Source organism: Pseudoalteromonas aurantia 208 (genome assembly GCF_014858725.1).
In the GTDB taxonomy this organism is placed as follows: domain Bacteria; phylum Pseudomonadota; class Gammaproteobacteria; order Enterobacterales; family Alteromonadaceae; genus Pseudoalteromonas; species Pseudoalteromonas aurantia.
Window position 1 is genome coordinate 1,318,533 of sequence record NZ_AQGV01000012.1, and the last position, 18,583, is coordinate 1,337,115.

The 18,583-nt window shown below is 38.8% G+C and carries 18 protein-coding genes; 13 read left to right on the forward strand and 5 right to left on the reverse strand.

Features of this window, described 5'->3' with window-relative positions:
- Positions 1 to 1,083 carry a response regulator gene (locus PAUR_RS09485; RefSeq protein ID WP_192507521.1) on the forward strand — a complete coding sequence of 361 codons (1,083 nt, stop codon included), beginning with the start codon at positions 1 to 3 and terminating at the stop codon, positions 1,081 to 1,083.
- 269 nt (positions 1,084 to 1,352) lie between these two features.
- On the opposite strand, the gene PAUR_RS09490 is transcribed toward PAUR_RS09485, so the two are convergent.
- Positions 1,353 to 1,832 carry an acyl-CoA thioesterase gene (locus PAUR_RS09490; RefSeq protein WP_192507522.1) on the reverse strand — a complete coding sequence of 160 codons (480 nt, stop codon included), beginning with the start codon at positions 1,830 to 1,832 and terminating at the stop codon, positions 1,353 to 1,355.
- 121 nt (positions 1,833 to 1,953) lie between these two features.
- Complete coding sequence (locus PAUR_RS09495; RefSeq protein WP_192507523.1) at positions 1,954 to 3,603, reverse strand: electron transfer flavoprotein-ubiquinone oxidoreductase; 1,650 nt, start codon at positions 3,601 to 3,603, stop codon at positions 1,954 to 1,956.
- 175 nt (positions 3,604 to 3,778) lie between these two features.
- Here PAUR_RS09495 and PAUR_RS09500 point away from each other — a divergent pair, with 175 nt between their 5' ends.
- From PAUR_RS09500 to rmf, 3 genes are all read left to right on the forward strand, one after another.
- Positions 3,779 to 4,531 (forward strand): electron transfer flavoprotein subunit beta/FixA family protein, encoded by a 753-nt coding sequence (locus PAUR_RS09500; RefSeq protein WP_192507524.1) that lies wholly within the window; start codon positions 3,779 to 3,781, stop codon positions 4,529 to 4,531.
- Positions 4,528 to 5,454 (forward strand): electron transfer flavoprotein subunit alpha/FixB family protein, encoded by a 927-nt coding sequence (locus tag PAUR_RS09505; protein WP_192507525.1) that lies wholly within the window; start codon positions 4,528 to 4,530, stop codon positions 5,452 to 5,454. Before PAUR_RS09500 ends, PAUR_RS09505 begins: the two co-directional genes overlap by 4 nt.
- 1,598 nt (positions 5,455 to 7,052) lie before the next feature.
- Positions 7,053 to 7,223, forward strand: a complete 171-nt coding sequence (gene rmf, locus PAUR_RS09510) for a ribosome modulation factor (protein WP_192507526.1) — start codon at positions 7,053 to 7,055, stop codon at positions 7,221 to 7,223.
- A gap of 63 nt (positions 7,224 to 7,286) precedes the next feature.
- On the opposite strand, the gene fabA is transcribed toward rmf, so the two are convergent.
- Positions 7,287 to 7,802 (reverse strand): 3-hydroxyacyl-[acyl-carrier-protein] dehydratase FabA, encoded by a 516-nt coding sequence (gene fabA, locus PAUR_RS09515; RefSeq protein ID WP_192507527.1) that lies wholly within the window; start codon positions 7,800 to 7,802, stop codon positions 7,287 to 7,289.
- 194 nt (positions 7,803 to 7,996) lie between these two features.
- On the opposite strand from fabA, the gene PAUR_RS09520 reads away from it, so the two are divergent.
- The 4 genes from PAUR_RS09520 (at position 7,997) to PAUR_RS09535 (ending at position 11,162) form a co-directional block, all read left to right on the forward strand.
- On the forward strand, positions 7,997 to 8,857 hold the full coding sequence (locus tag PAUR_RS09520) for a 6-carboxytetrahydropterin synthase (protein ID WP_192507528.1): 861 nt from the start codon (positions 7,997 to 7,999) through the stop codon (positions 8,855 to 8,857).
- Positions 8,850 to 9,677, forward strand: coding sequence for a M23 family metallopeptidase (locus PAUR_RS09525; protein ID WP_192507529.1), 828 nt, complete (start codon positions 8,850 to 8,852; stop codon positions 9,675 to 9,677). The genes PAUR_RS09520 and PAUR_RS09525 overlap by 8 nt, the downstream gene beginning before the upstream one ends.
- Complete coding sequence (locus tag PAUR_RS09530) at positions 9,674 to 10,105, forward strand: acyl-CoA thioesterase (RefSeq protein ID WP_192507530.1); 432 nt, start codon at positions 9,674 to 9,676, stop codon at positions 10,103 to 10,105. The genes PAUR_RS09525 and PAUR_RS09530 overlap by 4 nt, the downstream gene beginning before the upstream one ends.
- Positions 10,106 to 10,253: 148 nt before the next feature.
- Positions 10,254 to 11,162, forward strand: a complete 909-nt coding sequence (locus PAUR_RS09535) for an endonuclease/exonuclease/phosphatase family protein (protein WP_192507531.1) — start codon at positions 10,254 to 10,256, stop codon at positions 11,160 to 11,162.
- Here the strand turns inward: PAUR_RS09535 and PAUR_RS09540 are convergent.
- Positions 11,151 to 11,558 carry a response regulator gene (locus tag PAUR_RS09540; RefSeq protein WP_192507532.1) on the reverse strand — a complete coding sequence of 136 codons (408 nt, stop codon included), beginning with the start codon at positions 11,556 to 11,558 and terminating at the stop codon, positions 11,151 to 11,153. The two genes, PAUR_RS09535 and PAUR_RS09540, sit on opposite strands and share 12 nt — an antisense overlap.
- A gap of 13 nt (positions 11,559 to 11,571) precedes the next feature.
- Positions 11,572 to 12,492 carry a glycosyltransferase family 2 protein gene (locus PAUR_RS09545; protein WP_192507533.1) on the reverse strand — a complete coding sequence of 307 codons (921 nt, stop codon included), beginning with the start codon at positions 12,490 to 12,492 and terminating at the stop codon, positions 11,572 to 11,574.
- A gap of 214 nt (positions 12,493 to 12,706) precedes the next feature.
- Between PAUR_RS09545 and PAUR_RS09550 the strand changes: the two genes are divergently transcribed.
- From PAUR_RS09550 to PAUR_RS09570, 5 genes are read left to right on the forward strand one after another with little or no spacing between them, the layout of a single operon-like run.
- Complete coding sequence (locus PAUR_RS09550; RefSeq protein WP_192507534.1) at positions 12,707 to 13,858, forward strand: glycosyltransferase; 1,152 nt, start codon at positions 12,707 to 12,709, stop codon at positions 13,856 to 13,858.
- Between the two features lie 33 nt (positions 13,859 to 13,891).
- Complete coding sequence (locus tag PAUR_RS09555) at positions 13,892 to 15,304, forward strand: lipopolysaccharide biosynthesis protein (protein WP_192507535.1); 1,413 nt, start codon at positions 13,892 to 13,894, stop codon at positions 15,302 to 15,304.
- Positions 15,297 to 16,682, forward strand: a complete 1,386-nt coding sequence (locus PAUR_RS09560) for an O-antigen ligase family protein (protein ID WP_192507536.1) — start codon at positions 15,297 to 15,299, stop codon at positions 16,680 to 16,682. The genes PAUR_RS09555 and PAUR_RS09560 overlap by 8 nt, the downstream gene beginning before the upstream one ends.
- Positions 16,654 to 17,370, forward strand: coding sequence for an acyltransferase (locus PAUR_RS09565; RefSeq protein ID WP_192507537.1), 717 nt, complete (start codon positions 16,654 to 16,656; stop codon positions 17,368 to 17,370). The genes PAUR_RS09560 and PAUR_RS09565 overlap by 29 nt, the downstream gene beginning before the upstream one ends.
- Positions 17,367 to 18,509 carry a glycosyltransferase gene (locus PAUR_RS09570; protein WP_192507538.1) on the forward strand — a complete coding sequence of 381 codons (1,143 nt, stop codon included), beginning with the start codon at positions 17,367 to 17,369 and terminating at the stop codon, positions 18,507 to 18,509. The genes PAUR_RS09565 and PAUR_RS09570 overlap by 4 nt, the downstream gene beginning before the upstream one ends.
- Positions 18,510 to 18,583: the final 74 nt, after the last annotated feature.

Below are 18,583 nucleotides of genomic sequence, written 5' to 3' on the forward strand. Positions count from 1 at the left end.
ATGTCAGATAAGTACACTGTACTGGTTGTGGATGACGCGAAGGAAAATTTAGCAGTAATGTCGCAACTTCTGAAAGAAGACTACCGGGTTGTAGTTGCTAAAAGTGGAGAACAAGCGTTACAGCTACTTACTTCACAAAAAATAGATATTGTTTTATTAGATGTTGTTATGCCAAATATGGATGGCTATCAAGTAATTACACATATAAAGTCTCAAGATGCTTTACAAGATTTGCCCGTTATATTTTTAACGGGCAAAGACAGTGTTGAAGATGAGGAAAAAGGGTTTGAATTAGGCGCGTGTGATTATATCAATAAGCCAATCAGTCCACCCATTGTAAAAGCACGGGTTCGAACGCATCTACAAAATAAGCGGACTCGAGATTTTTTGAAAGATCAAAACACCTTTTTAGAAAAAGAGATAATAAAAAGAACAGAAGAAATGTCAAAGCTTCAAGATGCGACTATCACTGCGATGGCGAGTTTGGCAGAGACCCGAGATCAAGAAACTGGTAATCATATTCGTCGTACGCAATTATACGTAAAGTTACTTGCTGATAAACTGCATAAAAAGGATAAATATAAAGACCAGTTAACCGTTAAGCTCATCAATATTTTCTATAAATCTGCGCCGTTACATGACATTGGTAAAGTTGGGATCCCTGATAATATATTATTAAAACCCGGAAAATTAGATTTTGATGAATTTGAGGTGATGAAACAACACACCGACTTTGGGTTTAAGGCCATCGAAAATGCTGAGTCGGAAATGGGGGCAGACGATACGTTTTTGAAAGTAGCGAAAGAGATTGCACATTATCATCATGAAAAGTGGGATGGAAGCGGTTACCCTGATGGATTAAAGGGGGAAGCAATCCCTTTGAGTGCGAGATTAATGGCCATTGCTGACGTTTATGACGCACTGATTAGTAAACGGGTGTATAAAGATGCGATGACCCATGAACAAGCAATGAAGATAATTGCAGAGGGTCGAGGGTCTCATTTTGATCCTGACATGATTGACGCCTTTTTTGAAATAGAAACCGAATTTTACGAAATTGCACAGAAGTATACCGATGGTTAACCCAATATGCGTTGCTATGTAACTAACCTCAGCTCTGGATAAGCGAATTTGCCCAATAAAGCTTATTTTTCTCACTCTCGGCGTTGCTTTCATTTGTAATAGCCCGCTATTACTGCATAAAAGCGCCTTGATATTGAACAAAATATCATCATCGGGTTGCACGTAAGTTTGTTTACAAAACATTTCCTATTCCAAAACCCTTATCCAAACCTGAGGTCAACTAAATAACCGCACAAGATTGGCACGGTTATAAGGTATAGATAAGAAGGTTACTCGTCTTCTATCGTGCGATGTAACAAAGACTCTGTTTCGATCGCGATTTCTTTCATTTTTATCGCATAAAGCTCTAGCTTTTTTTCGTCTTCTGTGGAAGGTTCAAACAGAGGGACGGGAATAGGGTAGCCAGCTTGATCCATTGCAATGAAACTAATAATACAGTGGTTACTTTCGGTTAATACTTGCTTCTGGGGGTCACCACACCTTACTCGTACAAATATTTGCATACTCGTTTTGCCTGTATGGGCAATTTTTGCTGAGACTTCTACAATTTGGCCTACTAAAATAGGGCGCTTAAAGCGTACACCCGCGACCGACACAGTCACTGAATAACTGCCGCTCCAACCAGCCGCACACGCATAGCCTGCCTGATCGATCCATTTCATTACAATGCCACCATGTACTTTCCCGCCGAAATTAACGTCGGTAGGTTCTGCCAAAAACCGAAAAACCACTTCTGATTTACTGTCCATTTTATGCCCCTGAGACTTAAATTATTATTTAAGTATATGCAAAATTTGAATTTTTGCGTCAATTCATACGAGCATAAAAAAGGGCCGTTAGGCCCCGCAGTTTGGAATTTTGAGGATGGGTTTACATATTTGGGTAATTTGGGCCACCCGCACCTTCGGGCGTCACCCATGTAATATTTTGACTCGGGTCTTTAATATCGCATGTTTTGCAATGTACACAGTTTTGAGCATTAATAACAAATTGAGGCTCATTGCTATCGTTTTCGGTTATCTCGTATACCCCAGCAGGACAATAACGCTGTGCCGGCTCGTCAAATTGCGCTAAGTTGACCTTAATCGGGATAACTGGATCGTGTAATTGTAAGTGACATGGTTGTGACTCTTCATGGTTCGTATTGGATAGAAACACAGAGGAAAGCTTATCAAAACTGAGTGTGCCGTCGGGTTTTGGATAGTCAATTTTTATTGAATCTCGTGCTGACTCTAAAGTATCGTGATCAGCGAGATTATCTTTGAACGTAAAGGGCAATGCCCCAGAAAATAAGTTTTGATCTAACGTGTTATATGCACCACCAATAATTTTGCCGAACTTGTGCATCACAGGGCCAAAATTCCGAGATTGATATAACTCATCATATAGCCAACTCGATTTGAATTTTTCAGTGAAGGTACTGAGATCAGAAGCCGGTGACTCTGAAGCAAGGGCTTCAATGATTGAATCTGCTGCAATCATACCTGATTTCATTGCGGTGTGATTGCCTTTTATTTTCGCGAAATTTAAGGTACCGGCATCACACCCAACGAGTAATCCCCCAGGGAAATGCATTTTGGGCAATGAATGAAAACCACCCTTGGCGATTGCTCTCGCGCCATAAGAAACCCGCTCAGCGCCTTGCAGCGTGTTTTTAAATACTGGGTGGTGCTTCATACGTTGAAATTCATCAAATGGACTTAGGTAAGGGTTGGAGTAGTTTAAATCGACAATGAGCCCAACAACAACTTGATTGTTTTCTGCATGGTACATAAATGATCCACCATGGGTATCACTTGTAAGTGGCCAGCCAGTGCCATGGACAACAGTACCTTCCTTATGTTGTTCAGGTGGAACCTGCCAAATTTCTTTAAACCCAAGTCCATAATGTTGTGGACTTGTATTTTCGTCAAGCTTGAACTGTTTAATAAGTTGTTTACCTAAATGACCACGACATCCTTCAGCAAACACTGTGTATTTAGCTCGTAATTCCATGCCAGGCATGTAACTGTCTTTAGGTTGTCCGTTGTTGTCAACGCCCATATCACCAGTGACAATACCTTTTATTTGGTTATCTTCGCAAATAATCGAATGTGCGCTAAACCCAGGAAATACTTCTACGCCTAAGTTTTCAGCTTGTTCAGCTAACCATCGACATACATTGCCCATAGAAACAATATAATTCCCATGGTTTTTAAATGTTTTAGGAACTGCTATGTGTGGAATGGATAAGGCTTTTTGCTCATCTTTAAATAGATAAATGTCATCTTGAGTGACTTTTGTGGTGATTGGTGCACCCATTTTTTTCCAGTCGGGAAGTAATTCATCAAGAGCTTTTGTTTCAAATACAGCACCAGATAAAATATGTGCGCCTACCTCTGATCCTTTTTCAACGACACAGATCATGAGTTCTTGTTCTTTTTCTTGTGCTTGTTGTGCAAGCCTAATTGCACAAGATAGTCCCGCAGGACCTGCGCCAACAACTACTACATCGAATTCCATGGTTTCACGTTCAACCATAATTACCTCATTATCTTTGACGGTATTTTAACTAAAGCAGGACTTTAGTTTGTATAAAGTTAAACTAAGGTTATTTTAGGTTGACGTTTACGTCAACAGGAAGTAGTCTGAATCTATAAAATAAATATGTTGACGTTGGCGTCAGCGGTATGAATAACCAGATGATGGAGTAACTATGAAAGTACTTGTGCCAATCAAACGCGTGATTGATTACAATGTAAAGGCAAGAGTCAAGCCAGATAACACTGATGTTGATTTAACTAACGTAAAAATGGCAATGAATCCATTCTGTGAAATTGCGGTAGAAGAAGCAATAAGGTTAAAAGAAGCGGGGACTGCGACCGAGGTTATTGCGGTTTCAATAGGTGATAAAGCATGCCAAGAGCAATTACGTACAGCACTGGCACTTGGCGCAGATAAAGCGATTCATATTCAAACCGACGCCAAATTAGAATCTCTTCATGTGGCAAAGCTTCTCGCCAAACTTGTTGATGAACATCAACCGGAATTGGTTATTTTAGGCAAACAGTCAATTGATTCCGATAATAATCAAACTGGACAAATGCTGGCAGCGTTAACACGACGTAGCCAAGGAACATTTGCGTCGAAAATGGTCATTGATGGTGGCAAGGCGCTTGTTACAAGAGAAGTTGACGGAGGCCTACAAACTTTATCATTGTTACTACCAGCAGTCGTCACAACTGATCTTAGGCTTAATGAACCGCGCTATGCATCTTTGCCAAATATCATGAAAGCAAAGCGCAAGCCGTTAGAGGTCATTGAAGCTGACACATTAGGTGTTAACCTTACACCTCGAATCGAATTATTAAAAGTTGAAGAGCCAAGTAAACGACAAGCCGGTGTGATTGTTGACAGTGTGGAAGAACTCGTATCTAAACTTAGAAATGAAGCAAAGGTGATCTCATGAGTGTATTAGTCGTTGCAGAGCATGAAAATGGTCAGCTTAAAGCGGAGACCGCTAAGGTTATTAATGCTGCCCTTAAAGTGGCGGAAGGCGTTGATGTATTAGTTGCTGGCTATAATGTTGATGATGTTGTCCAATCAGCAGCCAACATAGCCGGAGTTACAAAAGTACGTGTTGTTGATAATGCGTTATTTGAATATCAATTAGCAGAGAATACCGCTGATCTGATTGTAGAGATTGCTGGTGGCTATACTCATATTTTAGCAAGCGCGTCTACTACTGGTAAGAACACGCTGCCACGTGTCGCGGCGCTATTGGATGTGTCACAAATATCAGAAGTCATAGATGTTATCGACAGCGAAACATTTAAGCGACCTATTTATGCCGGTAATGCTATTGCAACGGTTAAGTCGAACGAGGCTAAAAAGGTTATCACGGTTCGAGCAAGTGCTTTTGAAAGTCAGTCTGAACAAAGTGCATGTGAAGTCGAAATATTATCCTTGGCGTTAGATAATACCTTATCGAGCTTTGTGAGTGTCGAGCAAACAGAGTCAGAACGTCCAGAATTAAATGTAGCACCAGTTGTTATTTCAGGTGGCCGTGGTATGCAAAATGGTGAAAATTTTGCGCTACTAAATGGTATTGCTGATAAATTAGGTGCTGCCATAGGTGCTTCAAGAGCTGCGGTAGATGCAGGGTTTGTACCGAACGATATGCAAGTAGGCCAAACAGGTAAAATTGTAGCGCCTGACTTATATATAGCCGTTGGGATAAGTGGGGCGATTCAGCATTTAGCAGGAATGAAGGACTCCAAAGTGATTGTTGCTATCAACAAAGATCCGGATGCGCCTGTATTTCAAGTTGCAGATTACGGCTTGGTAGCGGATTTGTTTGACGTATTACCTGAATTAGAAAGTGCACTATAAAATAAATAGGTAAGTATTAAATTCTGATTGTTAAGCCGTTGTACCGTTTGGTCGCGGCTTTTTTATTATAAGATAGAAGGTCACTAAGCGCCCTCTTGAAGGGACCTGTCCAGTAAATTAATGAAATATTAGCGCCGGATGCCAACCAAGAATAGTGGCTAAATTTCACGATAATATCCAATAAAAATATAATTCCATACTTAATTCCATATAAAGGCCTTAAATATACGAGTTTAATTAGTTGATTTTAGGCTGTGAATAAAACTGGGTAATACAAACGTATATAAGGTATTACGGCGAACAGCGTGAATGGAAAGTTCAAAGCATAAGAAGTTAAGCCACTTGCGCAATGGTGGCGACAGTGCGGACTAAGTAGGTGAAAATATGAGAAACCAATTTATGCAGCAAAATCGAGGTTTAAAATAATCAAGCAAGTAATTGATGAGCATCACTCCATAGCAGACGTATCAGGCACTATCAGGTGGAGTAAACTGTAAGTTAGTATAATGAGGTGGGTTAGATAAGTACATAGGAAATGAGGGTTGAGTACAAGTTACAATATCGAGTGGATAGCGACATGAGGTTAGCGAATAAACACACAAATGGTGTGAGACGTTTACTCAGGTGATAATTACTTACATATAGATGTGCTAACTATAAAAAATTTACTTTGAATACGGTATAAACTTTCGAGAAACCTGAACGTCAGCGCATTAAATCTATAGATTTTGGTCGTCTAAAGTTACCTTAACGTTGAGGTAAGATAATTGAATTCTCTATATGGTGCTAATGCCTAAATTACGCTAGACTAATTATTGAGCGATTTGGAAGTGTATCTCAAGGATGACGTGTTTCATGAAATAAAGCAGTAAGGCACTAGAGAATATTAGTGCCTTTTTCAGCGGTTAAAAACAAATCAAAAAAATCAACTTAAATATCAAGTTTTTATGACTATTCTTGTTCTCCTTTAGTACCATATCATGACGCTGGCAGTTGTTAAATCGAGTACTCAGATGTAGCGATAATATTAGTATCTGTACGCTTTTATTAAACAAGATGAAATCGTAATCTCTAATACAAAATTATAAAATACTGTTATTGAAATACTTTTTAAGTGAAATATACATGACAAAAAGATGAATGTTTTTTTACTAATTTTATTGGGTAAACTATGTTTTACTCTTGGTTTTTCTCTCTCTTTTATCTAGTTGTTTGTATGTTTTCGTGTTTTTTATCCCTTTTTGGGTTTGAGCAATAAATATTGCGGTTAATGACATTGCACCGAATGATGGAATATGATTTATTTAATACTGAGCTTACGGAAAGACTTCAGTTAGAAAAGGCTGAACGCAGTGTTCAGAGGTAATCAAATATAGTTTGATAAGTCACTAGTCTAAAATATTCAACAATAAAGGTGTGAAAGGTACACATCGGATGAAAAATTATTAGCATTTATAAAGTCATTAAACTAGGTGTAGTTGATGTACTAAAAATTGGAATAAGTTTGATATTTATGGCGTTATTAGCTATTCGTTAAATGTTGTTGTCGAATTTGATAGCAACATCATTGAAGATATGAAAGGTGAGGATTTTTACCTATGAAGAGACAGAAAAGAGACCGTTTAGAAAGAGCACATTCTCAAGGTTTTAAAGCTGGATTATCGGGGCGGTCTAAAGATTTATGTCCATACCAGCAAATCGAGTCACGTTCTGAGTGGCTTGGTGGATGGCGAGAAGCCATAGATAATAGAAATATGTTTAAAACATAATAAATAGAATTCATGAGACAACAGAGCCCCTTATATGGGGCTTTGTTGTTTATAAACAAAAATTTAAAAAGCGCTGGTATCTTGGAATAAACCGACTTTCAAATCTTTTGCTTCATAGATCACGCGTCCATCAACTTCAACGGTGCCATCAGCCATACCCATAAATAACTTACGCTTAATAACGCGTTTCATATCCAATCGATATGTCACTTTCTTTGCGTTAGGCAAAATTTGACCCGTGAACTTTACCTCACCCACACCCAGTGCGCGGCCAAGACCTGGTCCACCGGACCAACCTAGGAAGAAACCTACTAACTGCCACATAGCATCTAGTCCTAAACAACCAGGCATTACTGGATCACCTTTAAAGTGGCAGTCGAAAAACCACAAATCAGGGTTAATATCAAGTTCGGCAATGATAAGACCTTTACCATGCTCGCCGCCATTATCGTTGATCTCTACAATACGATCCATCATAAGCATATTGTCGCTAGGTAAACGGCAGTTACCTTCGCCAAACATCTCGCCTTGACCACAAAGTACTAATTCTTCTTTTGTATAGCTATTTTTTGGTTCCATAGTTCACAATCTTTGCTTAAAAATCCACGCTACTCTAGCGTACACTTGTACGCTAGACAACTCCGAACAGTTAAATTTCAATTTTCTATAAGAATAATTCGCATTTAAATTGAATTCTAACCACTTATATAGGCGATTTTTATCTCAAAAATCTTTATAATATCGCCAGAATTAAACTAATTTATCGGAAGTTTATGATCCTTTTTGTAGATGCTCTAACCGTGATCGATTTTTCTTACTTGTGTAATCAACGAGGTGCAGTAGGCGAAAGCTGGATCGTTGATTTAACCCTTCATGGTAAACTCAATGATGAGTCCATGGTTTTAGATTTTGCATTAGTTAAAAAGCAAATAAAAAAAATTATTGATGAAACAATAGATCATAAGCTTGCGATAGCAAGTCTTGATGTCGAAGGGCATGTTAATGATATCAATGGGCGAGTAGAGTTAGACTGCACTTTTGGTGGGCAACATCATTTAGCAATGAGTGCCCCGAGTGAAGCTGTGTGTTTGCTTCCATGTAAAACGATTAACGAAGAATCTGTTATTGAATTTTTAAAGTCGGTTATTATGCCGAGTATGCCTAATAACGTTAAAGATATAGGTATTGAGTTAAGACCAGAGCCTGCGACAAGTTTCTACTATCATTACAGTCACGGATTAAAGAAGCATGATGGTAATTGTCAGCGAATCGTTCATGGGCACCGCTCTCTGATCGGGATTTCTTTAGATGGGATCAGTATGCCAAGACTTCAGAAAGAATGGGCGGCTAAATGGGAAGATATTTACTTAGGTACGCAAGAAGATGAGATTGATTCCGCAGCTGTAAAATATGTTGCGCCTTTTGCAAGTGATTATTGCTTTGCTTATGAAGCCGCACAGGGGTACTTTGAATTAGCCATTAGTAAAGACAGGTGTGATATTCTGCCTTGCGATACAACTGTTGAATGTATTGCTGATTATTTAGCTACCCAAGTCAAAAAGTCATATCCAATGCAAAAAGTAATGGTTAAAGCATATGAAGGAGTTGGGAAAGGAGCGATTGCATATGCTTAAGCGGGCATTCTTTTTTACTGGTGCATTGCTGAGTACTTGTACGATAAGTGCGTTAGAATTAACGGGTCACCTCACTCAAGGTGGTATGGTGATTGGTAAAATAGAAAAAGTTCAATCTGTTGAGTTGAACGGACAAGCAATAAAAGTTACGAATGAAGGTCAGTTTGTTTTTGGCTTTGGACGAAATGCGCCCACAACACACACATTGTCATGGGTAACAACCGATGAGAAACTACATTCCACTGAACTGCTAATTACATCGCGAACTTTCAATATAGATAGAATTACTGGTGTCGAGAAAAAGTACGTATCTCCTCCTGATTCGGTATTAGAGCGTATTAGAGCTGAGGCAAAGTCAGTGAGAGCTGCAAGAGCCAAAAGCTCCGACCTAGTGTATTTTTTAGATCCGGTATTAAGGCCAGCCAAAGGTCGTATTTCTGGAGTTTATGGCAGTCAAAGGTATTTTAATGGCAAGCCTCGTAATCCGCATTATGGGTTAGACATTGCAAATAAGACTGGCACGCCTGTTTGGGCGCCATTAAATGGAACTGTTGTATTTTCTGATAATGATCTCTATTACAGTGGTGGAACGGTCATCATTGACCATGGACATGGAATTACCTCAACCTATATTCATTTAAATAAAATACATGTAAAAGTTGGAGACAACATATCTGTAGGAGAGCATTTTGCAGATATTGGTGCTACTGGACGTGTAACAGGCCCTCATTTGGATTGGCGTTTCAATTGGTTTGGAGAACGGCTAGATCCTCAATTATTAATGACTAACACACTGGCGAACAAAAGTAGTAAAAAATGACAGATTTAGAGAAAGAAAATATTATTGTAAAGCGTATCGAAGAGTCGGTAACATCCATTACTAAGACGGTTTTTCCGGGTAGAACAAATCACCATAACACCTTGTTTGGCGGGGATGCACTCGCGTGGATGGATGAAGCAGCTTTCATTGCTGCAACTCGATTTTGTAGAAAACCGCTGGTGACGATATCATCTGATCGTGTTGACTTTAAAGAAGCTATACCAGCAGGAACATTTGCCGAATTAGTATCGAAAGTAGTGCATGTTGGTAATACAAGTTTAAAGGTTGAAGTAAAAATCTATTTAGAGCGAATGCATAAAGATGATAAGCACTTGGCTATTTCGGGCAGCTTTACATTTGTTGCGGTAGACGACAATCATCGACCTACGCCTGTAGTATGTCAAAAAATGTTAGACGGGTTTAATTAAAAAGACGTAGGAAGGGCTCGTGTTAATAAAATCACGTCCTTCTTCCAAGAAGAAAGGAACACATCATACTATTTATCTCAATTTAAATCTCTCTTAACATTTGCACAACGTTAATTTAAAGCTAATCATATACCATATGGGAGGTTCTATGATCGTTCTTTTGTGTAGTGTTTATATTGCAGTGTGTGCAATAGCGTATGGTGCTTTAGATTCATTTTATATCGGTGACCTTTTACACAGCTTAAGAGGGCAGTTGCTGCTGAGCTGTATTTTATTAGCAGTACTTTTACAGATAAAAAATAAATATCTAGGTAGCGTGGCTTTAGTCATATCCGGTTTGTTGACCACTTCACATTATTTTTATAGCTTAGGCTTTGATCCTGAAGTTAAAAATGATGTATTAAGTGTAAAGCAAATTAATTTGCGCTATACAAATAATAATCTAATTGAACACTTTACTGATTTTAACTCTGATGACCGAGACCTATTTATATTGTTGGAGTTTTCAGATAAAAACCGAGCACAATTTGCTAAAATAAAGCCTTTGTTTTCTCGATATGGTTACAAAGAAATTGAAGGTTTCCCAATGGGGGTCGCTGTGATTTCTAGATATCCAATTGTATACAGGCAGTTTGTCCAAGTTGATGGTCCAAAGGTTGGATACGTTCATTTAAAAATTTTGGTTACTGATAGAATTGTAGACATTGTCGTATTACATCCGCCTTCCCCCCGCAATGAAAAGCTGTGGAAACAACGTAACAAGTTGTTGACTGAAGTAGGAGCACTGTTAAAGGAACTAGGTAGCCTTTGGGTAGTGGCGGGAGATTTCAATACTGTTTTTTGGTCGCGTTACTTAAACACCACGTTGGGGAAGTGGTGTTATTCTACAAAAGGTTATCACACGACCTGGCGCAGCGTTGAAAGTATACCCGCTATTATAGGTGGGTTAGCAATTGATCACTGTGCAGTAAGTCGAGAAATCAATATCAATGAGTTTGATGTCTTCCCTTTTACTGGCAGTGACCATTCTGTACTGACCTATAAATTAAGCTTTTAACTGTGTCAGCAATACTTTATTTTTCTTTTTCAGCTCACTATTCTCTAGGACTAACTTAACGACAGATTTAAGTTCAAAATTATCCCATGGCTTTGACACTATCATATGTGCAAGTCCATCATGTACCGCGTTTTGACAGTCTTCAATATCAGCATATCCACTTACAAGTATCCTCCCTGCATTAGGCTGATGTTTTTTGAAGTGTTTCAATACAGCGAAGCCATCCATATTTGGCATGCGAATATCGGATATAACCAAGTCAAAGTCATTTACTTTCATACTTTCAACAGCTGTCAGAGGATCACTGTGTTGCTCTACTTGATACTCTCTATTAAACAAACGGCCAAGTGCTCTCAATACTGCTTCTTCATCGTCTATTATCAAAATCGAATGCATAGTGCTTCCTAATTTATGCGGTTAAGCTTTTTATATCATGTAATAGGTGTCTTAAATTGCGTCTGTGGGGGTATAGGAAAAACGCTTTTAACGCCCATATCAACGCTGGAACTTTTTGCCCCATTTCTCTGTAATATTCTCCGTAACACTCATTCAAGCGTGCACCTGCTTTTATTTGGGTTATCCACCCAACATTATTAGAACTAACAAATCGTTTTAATATCAACCTCATAGCATCAATTCTTTTTATTCTATTTGATGTAATTGAGTTCGAACGCATTAAGTAATCCATGGCGCATTGATAAGTGTACGCAACTTCTCCTACAGATGCTAACTTTAGCCAACAATCCCAGTCACTTGCACTTTTTAATTCGTTATCAAAACACATCACAGATTGAATTGCATCACGCTTTACCATAACGGTAGACGTACCAATCACATTTGCGTAAAGCAACATATCTTGGCTATTACTAAGATATTGATACTTTGTCGTATCTTTTAGTTCTTTATTATAAAATTCGGGCCAGTAAGAAAAGCAATCTATGATTTTGTTATACTGTTCATCAACGTGCATATAGTTTGTAAAACTCAACGTACATTTTTGGTTAGATTTCATATAAGCCAGTTGTGTGGCAAGCTTATCTTCGTTCCAGTAATCATCAGCGTCGAGAAATGCAATATAGTCTGCTTGTGCAATTGAAATTGCCTTATTTCGAGCAGCAACAACACCGCACCGTATTTGTTTTACCAATATTAAATTAGAGTACGTTTGCGATGCTTTTTCAAGCCATTCAACACTCCCGTCAGTTGAGCCATCATCTACAACGATGATTTCTAATATAACATCGGTTTGCTTAATTACGCTTGCTAACGCTTTACCCAGATACGCTTTGCAATTGTAGTTAGGAATTATCACAGAAATATCAGGTTTCATTATTTGCACTCCACATTAATTGTATTCCTGTATACGCAAGTAAGACGCCAACTTTATTTGCTCTTTAACCGTTCATTTTTATCTCAGATTCTACGAATGCATTGCATTTTGCAAATGTGATTGCAATTAATAGCCAATTAAGTGAGGTTATTAGTGATTAAAGTACGGCATGGCAATTGCGTATGTAAAGCATGACCTAGTTGGAGGGTAAATTATGAAACATATTGGTATTTTGGTTCCAAGCTTCCCAGTCGCTTCTGAAACATTCGTGGTTACTGAGATCAATGCGTTAGTCAAGAGTGGACATAAAGTCACGGTAATAACATTTGAAAATATGGGAAAATCTGATGTTTTAAGCCCAAGCGTTGATGTGGTAGAAATTTCAAAGCCTTCTCACCAATCACTGATTATGGGTTGTCTCAACTTATCAGCTTTATATCGGGGGTATATGTCTGCATCGAAAATGGCATCCATTCCAACGCCATCACTTCTTGCTTATGGCAATAGTATTGCTCAAATAATAAAGTTAACAGAGATTGAACATCTTCATTGCCACTTCATGCATGGATCACTCGCCTACGGCATAGTGGGGGCAAAACTTGCGAACATTACGGTATCGTCGATTGGTCATGGCCACGACGTTTATGTCAACCAAGCTGATATACCACAAAAGCTCTCTCTATGTGATTTTTCAGTGGCAGTTTGTCAAGATATGGCGAATCAATTTAGTCGGTATGCTCAAAGTCGCGTTAAGCTCCTTCATTGCGGTATAAATTTAGAGAGCTTCAATCAATCACCTTCATCGGCTTACAGCGATGTGAAATTATTATTTATTGGTCGGTTGGTAGAAAAAAAAGGATTACAGTTTTTAATGCCCGCGTTGAAAAATGTATTGGTACAGCATCAAGTGACTTTGGACATAGTGGGTGATGGGCCCTTAATGAATGACCTGAAATTTATGGCTGAAGCATTGGGTATTGAAAAAAATGTAAACTTTTTAGGCCGTAAGCCGCCAGCTTGGATAGCTAAAAATACAAAAAACTATTCAGCATTAGTTGCTCCGTTTTGTATTGCAAAAAATGGGGACAGGGATACTGGACCGCTCGTTTTAAAAGAGGCAATGGGCTCTGGTATAGCAGTCCTAACAACAGAATTGATGGGAGCAAAAGAAATCGTCAATCAGAAAGTGGGGTTCAAGTGTAAACCATCGGATATTATGAGCCTTTCTAAAATAGTGACAGATTTTTGCGAACTTTCCCCTTACCAACGATTTACAATGGGTCAAAACGGTAAGCGTTTCGTTACTAAACATTTTAACGCTAGAGCACAGGCCGAAAAGCTCTCTCATTGGGTACAGGCATTATAAGTTAGTTATTAAAAGTAGCAGTAAGGAATGAGCATGAGTGGACTAAAGCAAGTTGCGTATTATGGTGTTGCTATGTTGGTACTGAAAGGCTTGGGCTTTTTGATGCTGCCGATTGCTACCCGTTTATTAACGCAACAAGAATATGGAAGTTTGAATTTTTTAGTCACAATTTCAGCTGTGTGCTCCCTACTTTTAAGTTTAGGATTACCAGAGCTTTTATTTCGTCAGCATTATCAAGATGATAATCAAAAAATAGCATTTTTCCGCGATTGTTTGGTTGTGAGTATAGGGGTTTGCTTCGCTTTTTTGATTGTGGTTCTGCTATTCACTCAAAGTATAACGAACTTGTTACCAGGTGATGTAGACCTCACAAATTTAAGATTGCTAGCTGTTAACCTGTTTGCTTCGTCCGTGTTAGCTATTCCATACAGTTATTATCGATTAGTTGGCAATGCTAAACACTATTGTTACTTGGCTGTTGTTCATGGAGTATTTCAGACTGGATTGAGTATTGGGTTGTTGTTTATGGGTTTTGGGGTAACGGGAGTGATGCTTTCGGGGGCAATATCGGCTTCTTTAGTACTAATTGCTGCACTATGGTTATTAATTCCCCTTATAAAAATGACACTGACGCAGTTTAAATGGCAAATCGAATCTCGGCATCTTTTGTTTTTAACATCGATTTTAATTTCATCTCTGTGCCTATACGCATCTAATGGTGCTGAAAATTGGTTCATCGTTGCATTAGAAGGCGAAAGAGCATTAGCAGTCTATTTTGTCGCTGCTCAATTTGCGTTAATGACGTCATTCACATTTGAACCAATTAGAATGTGGTGGTTTGCAAAACGATTTGATGTGCTCGCTAATGAACCAAATGAGTATGGATATATGGCGCTACGAAGTCTAAATTTAGGGTTAATTCTCTGTGCATTAATGATGGTTGTAGTGCCAGTTATATTTAAAGTCACGTTACCTGCGAGCTATTATGGCAATGATATGTGGCTTACAGGGTTAATTTTAGTTGTCGTGCTGCGCCATCATAGCGATATATTCAATATCGCATGCTATAAATGTCGCAATGGGATTTGGGTCACGTATATCAATGCGATAAGTGCTGTATTAGTGGTAAGTATGTTTTCTTGGTTGATCCCAATTTATAAAGTTGACGGGGTTGTGAGCTCTTTGCTCTTAGTTCAAGTGGTCCGTTGTTTTGCCTTTATATTAGTGAGTCAAAGGCTAGAGTATGTTGATTATAGGTTTCAGTCTTTATTTATTGTTTGGTTAAGTCTAGGTGCGTTAACTTGCTTATCATATATTCAACCAACTTTTATTTACGCTTATCAGGCCGTAATTATCGTTGTATTACTTGTCATTGTTGCAAAGCAATACAGCGCGGAAGTGACTCAGTGTATAAAACACCTTCCCAAAAGGGGAGCCTATGTCTGACTGGTTAAAAGCAAATCAGCTATTAATTAGTGGCGGGTTGGCGGCATTATTAGTACTTGTACTGTATAAAACGATAGGTCCCATCGCTGCTTTTGCCATAATTGTCATGCCTTTTGCTGCATTTACAGCAGTACGAGTGAGCACAGCCTTTGTTATTCTCTTCATTTTATTTAGTTATTTCAGGTTACATGAAGCTTTTCCAGTACTTATGCCGTTTAAGATCCCAAAATTGTTGGCGCTTGCATCATTACTCGGAATTTTTTGGCACTTATTTATAACAAAGCAATTGAAACCTCACTGGAACTCCTGCCATATTTTATTTTTTGCTCTCTTTATTTGGTTAACTGTCTGTGTTTTTGCGGCATCTAACAGAGGGCTCGCAATAGAGTACTGGGCTGGAATTTTGACCAAAGTTTTCATTATGGTATTCGCGATTAGTTGGTGGATGACAACATTGTCTCATTTCAACTTAGTTCGTATTGGTATTATGCTATCCGGAACATCTATTGCGCTGGTTGCGTTGCAAAATAAGGCCAATGGTATTGGGCTGGTTGAAGGTACTCGGGTCACAATTTCAAGAGACATTCGCTCTCAGTTGGGAGATCCGAATGACTTATCTTTGGTGTTAATGTTTCCTGTGTCGTTTTTAGCGGCTGAGTTATTTGATAGCAATGGCCATAAATGGCGGAGAATCTTAGCCGGTACGGGTTTAGTCTTAGTGATAAGTGGCGTGATCGCGACGCAAAGTCGTGGAGGGTTATTGGGTATAGCAGCCGTTCTGAGTTTTTTTGTCTATCAAAAAGTTAAAAACCCCATAATTGTAGGGGCAATCGGTGCGGTTGGTATGTTAGTCATGGTCATTTTCGCAGGTATTACAGACAGACAAAGTGGCGGTGCTGCTGAAGGAGGAGTCGATGCGTCGGCAATGGGCCGTATTTATGCGTGGCAAGCTGCAATTAATATGGCTTTGAGCAACCCTTTAACAGGCGTTGGTGTGAATAATTTTTATTCAAATTACTTCTTTTATAGTCCGCATTGGGATGGTAAAAATCATGCGGTGCATAGCACATGGTTTCAAGTCTTAGGTGAAACCGGATTTGTTGGCCTTATGGTGTTTGTATTGGTAATTGTGGGAATTTATAGAAGTTTAAACAGAACAATTGTTAGAAATTCACTGAACTTTGACCCAAAAGTTGCGATTAATGCCTACGCTTTAAAAGCGGGGCTAATTGGGTTTATGGTCTCCGGTACATTTTTGACTCAGGCATTTACTTGGCCATTATACATTATTTTATCTTTAACTATTGCTTTAGAAAAGCTTGCTACTGACAACGCTAAGGAAAAGGATTATGGTAATTTCTCTCAAAACATGGCTTAAAAATAGTGACAGTGCATTAGCTAAACAACTATTTAAATTAGCAAAAAAAGTCCGAAACCCTCAAATGATTGTTATACCCGGTATACACAATTTACTTTTTAAGCTGCATCATTTCCTAATTATACTGTTTTCTGAGCTTTTAAGAGTTTTTTATTATACGCCTTTGTTTAAAAGTCAGGTAGGTGGTAGTAAAAAACGCTTATCTTTGTATTGTGGATTGCCGCAGATGCTAGGCCCTCTCAATGTTGATATCGGTGACGATGTTCGAATGTCTGGTATTAGTACATTTTGTGGTCGTTACTGTGATTCTCATGTAGCTACTTTGAAAATTGGTAATAACGTTGACGTAGGCTGGCAAAATGCATTCTCAATCGGTACCACTATCGAACTACATGACGATGTGAGACTCGCGGGTCGTGTTTTTCTAGCTGGCTTCCCTGGACACCCTATAGATGCTAAAGCGCGGGCTCAAGGGCTCCCTGATAATGAGTCACAAATAGGGTCTATTATTATTAAGAAAGGGGCATGGCTTGGTACTGGAGTGACTGTGCTTGCTGGCGTAACTATTGGTGAGGGGGCCATAATTGGGGCAGGCAGTGTTGTTACCAAAGATGTTCCTGCATTTACCATTGCAGCTGGCAATCCAGCCAAAATAGTGAAGCAGATCCCACAAGAGGTAACAGTATGAAATTTGTCGTTTTCGGAGAAGATTGGGGCGCTCATCCAAGCAGCACTCAGCATCTATTTAAGCAATTGTCTAAAGACCATGACGTTCACTGGATAAACTCTGTTGGGATGCGAAAACCTAGTCTAAGGTTTACAGATTTGTCTCGTGTATTCAATAAGGCAAAAAAACTTTTCAGGCAATCAAAGGGTGGAGCGCAGGTCGGGATTGCTGCGAGTAGAAATGACCAGCCGTCGGTCTATAACTTGGCCGTACTACCGTGGCATGACAATATTTTAGTACAATCATTCAACGAGTTTGTATTTGCTAAAAAGCATTTTGATTCAAACGAGCCTATTTTGTACTGGATTAGCGTCCCTACTGCGATCACAATGATTAATGTGCGGCCTATTGATAAAGTTGTTTACTATTGCGGCGATGATTTTTCAGCGTTAGCCGGTGTGGACCATAAGATGATTGCGCCTATTGAGCAAAAGTTGATTGCCAAAGCAAACTTGATATATGTGATCAGCGATCATTTATATAACAAGATGCCAAAGCATAAAACTTATATGCTTACCCATGGAGTAAATTTCGAGTTATTCACAAAACCAACCACCATAGCGAACGAAATAAAACATGTTACACGGTTTAAAATTGGCTTTTATGGCTCTATAAATGAATGGCTAGACGTTGATTTGTTGACCAAATTGGTATCGGAAAGACCCAATTATGAATTGATTTTAGTCGGTACTATCACACATAACATCGACTCATTATTGTCATTTAATAATGTCACGCACATAGAAGCTGTTGAACACCGACGACTTGCTGAGTTTTCTCAGCATTGGGATGTGTCTATTTTACCATTTGTTGATAACCAGCAAATTCAAGCATGCGACCCACTCAAACTCAAAGAATACTTAGCTGCAGGTACTCCTGTAGTATCTACCAATTTTCCCGCTGTTAACAAATATTTAGAAACGATATTGGTTGCTTCTACCGATAGTGGCTTTATACAGCGTATTGATTCCGCAATTGCGTTAAATCAAGTTTTAAATAAAAGTTGGAAAGAAACACAATCGTCATTGGCAAAAAACCATAGCTGGAGTGCTAAAGCACGCTCTGTAGAACAACAATTAATTGCATTTCAGGGTGAGTAACAAAAAGTGGTCTAGACTCTGCAATATTACAAGGGAAGCACGAAAAATTGGATATTTTTCTCATTATGCGAATG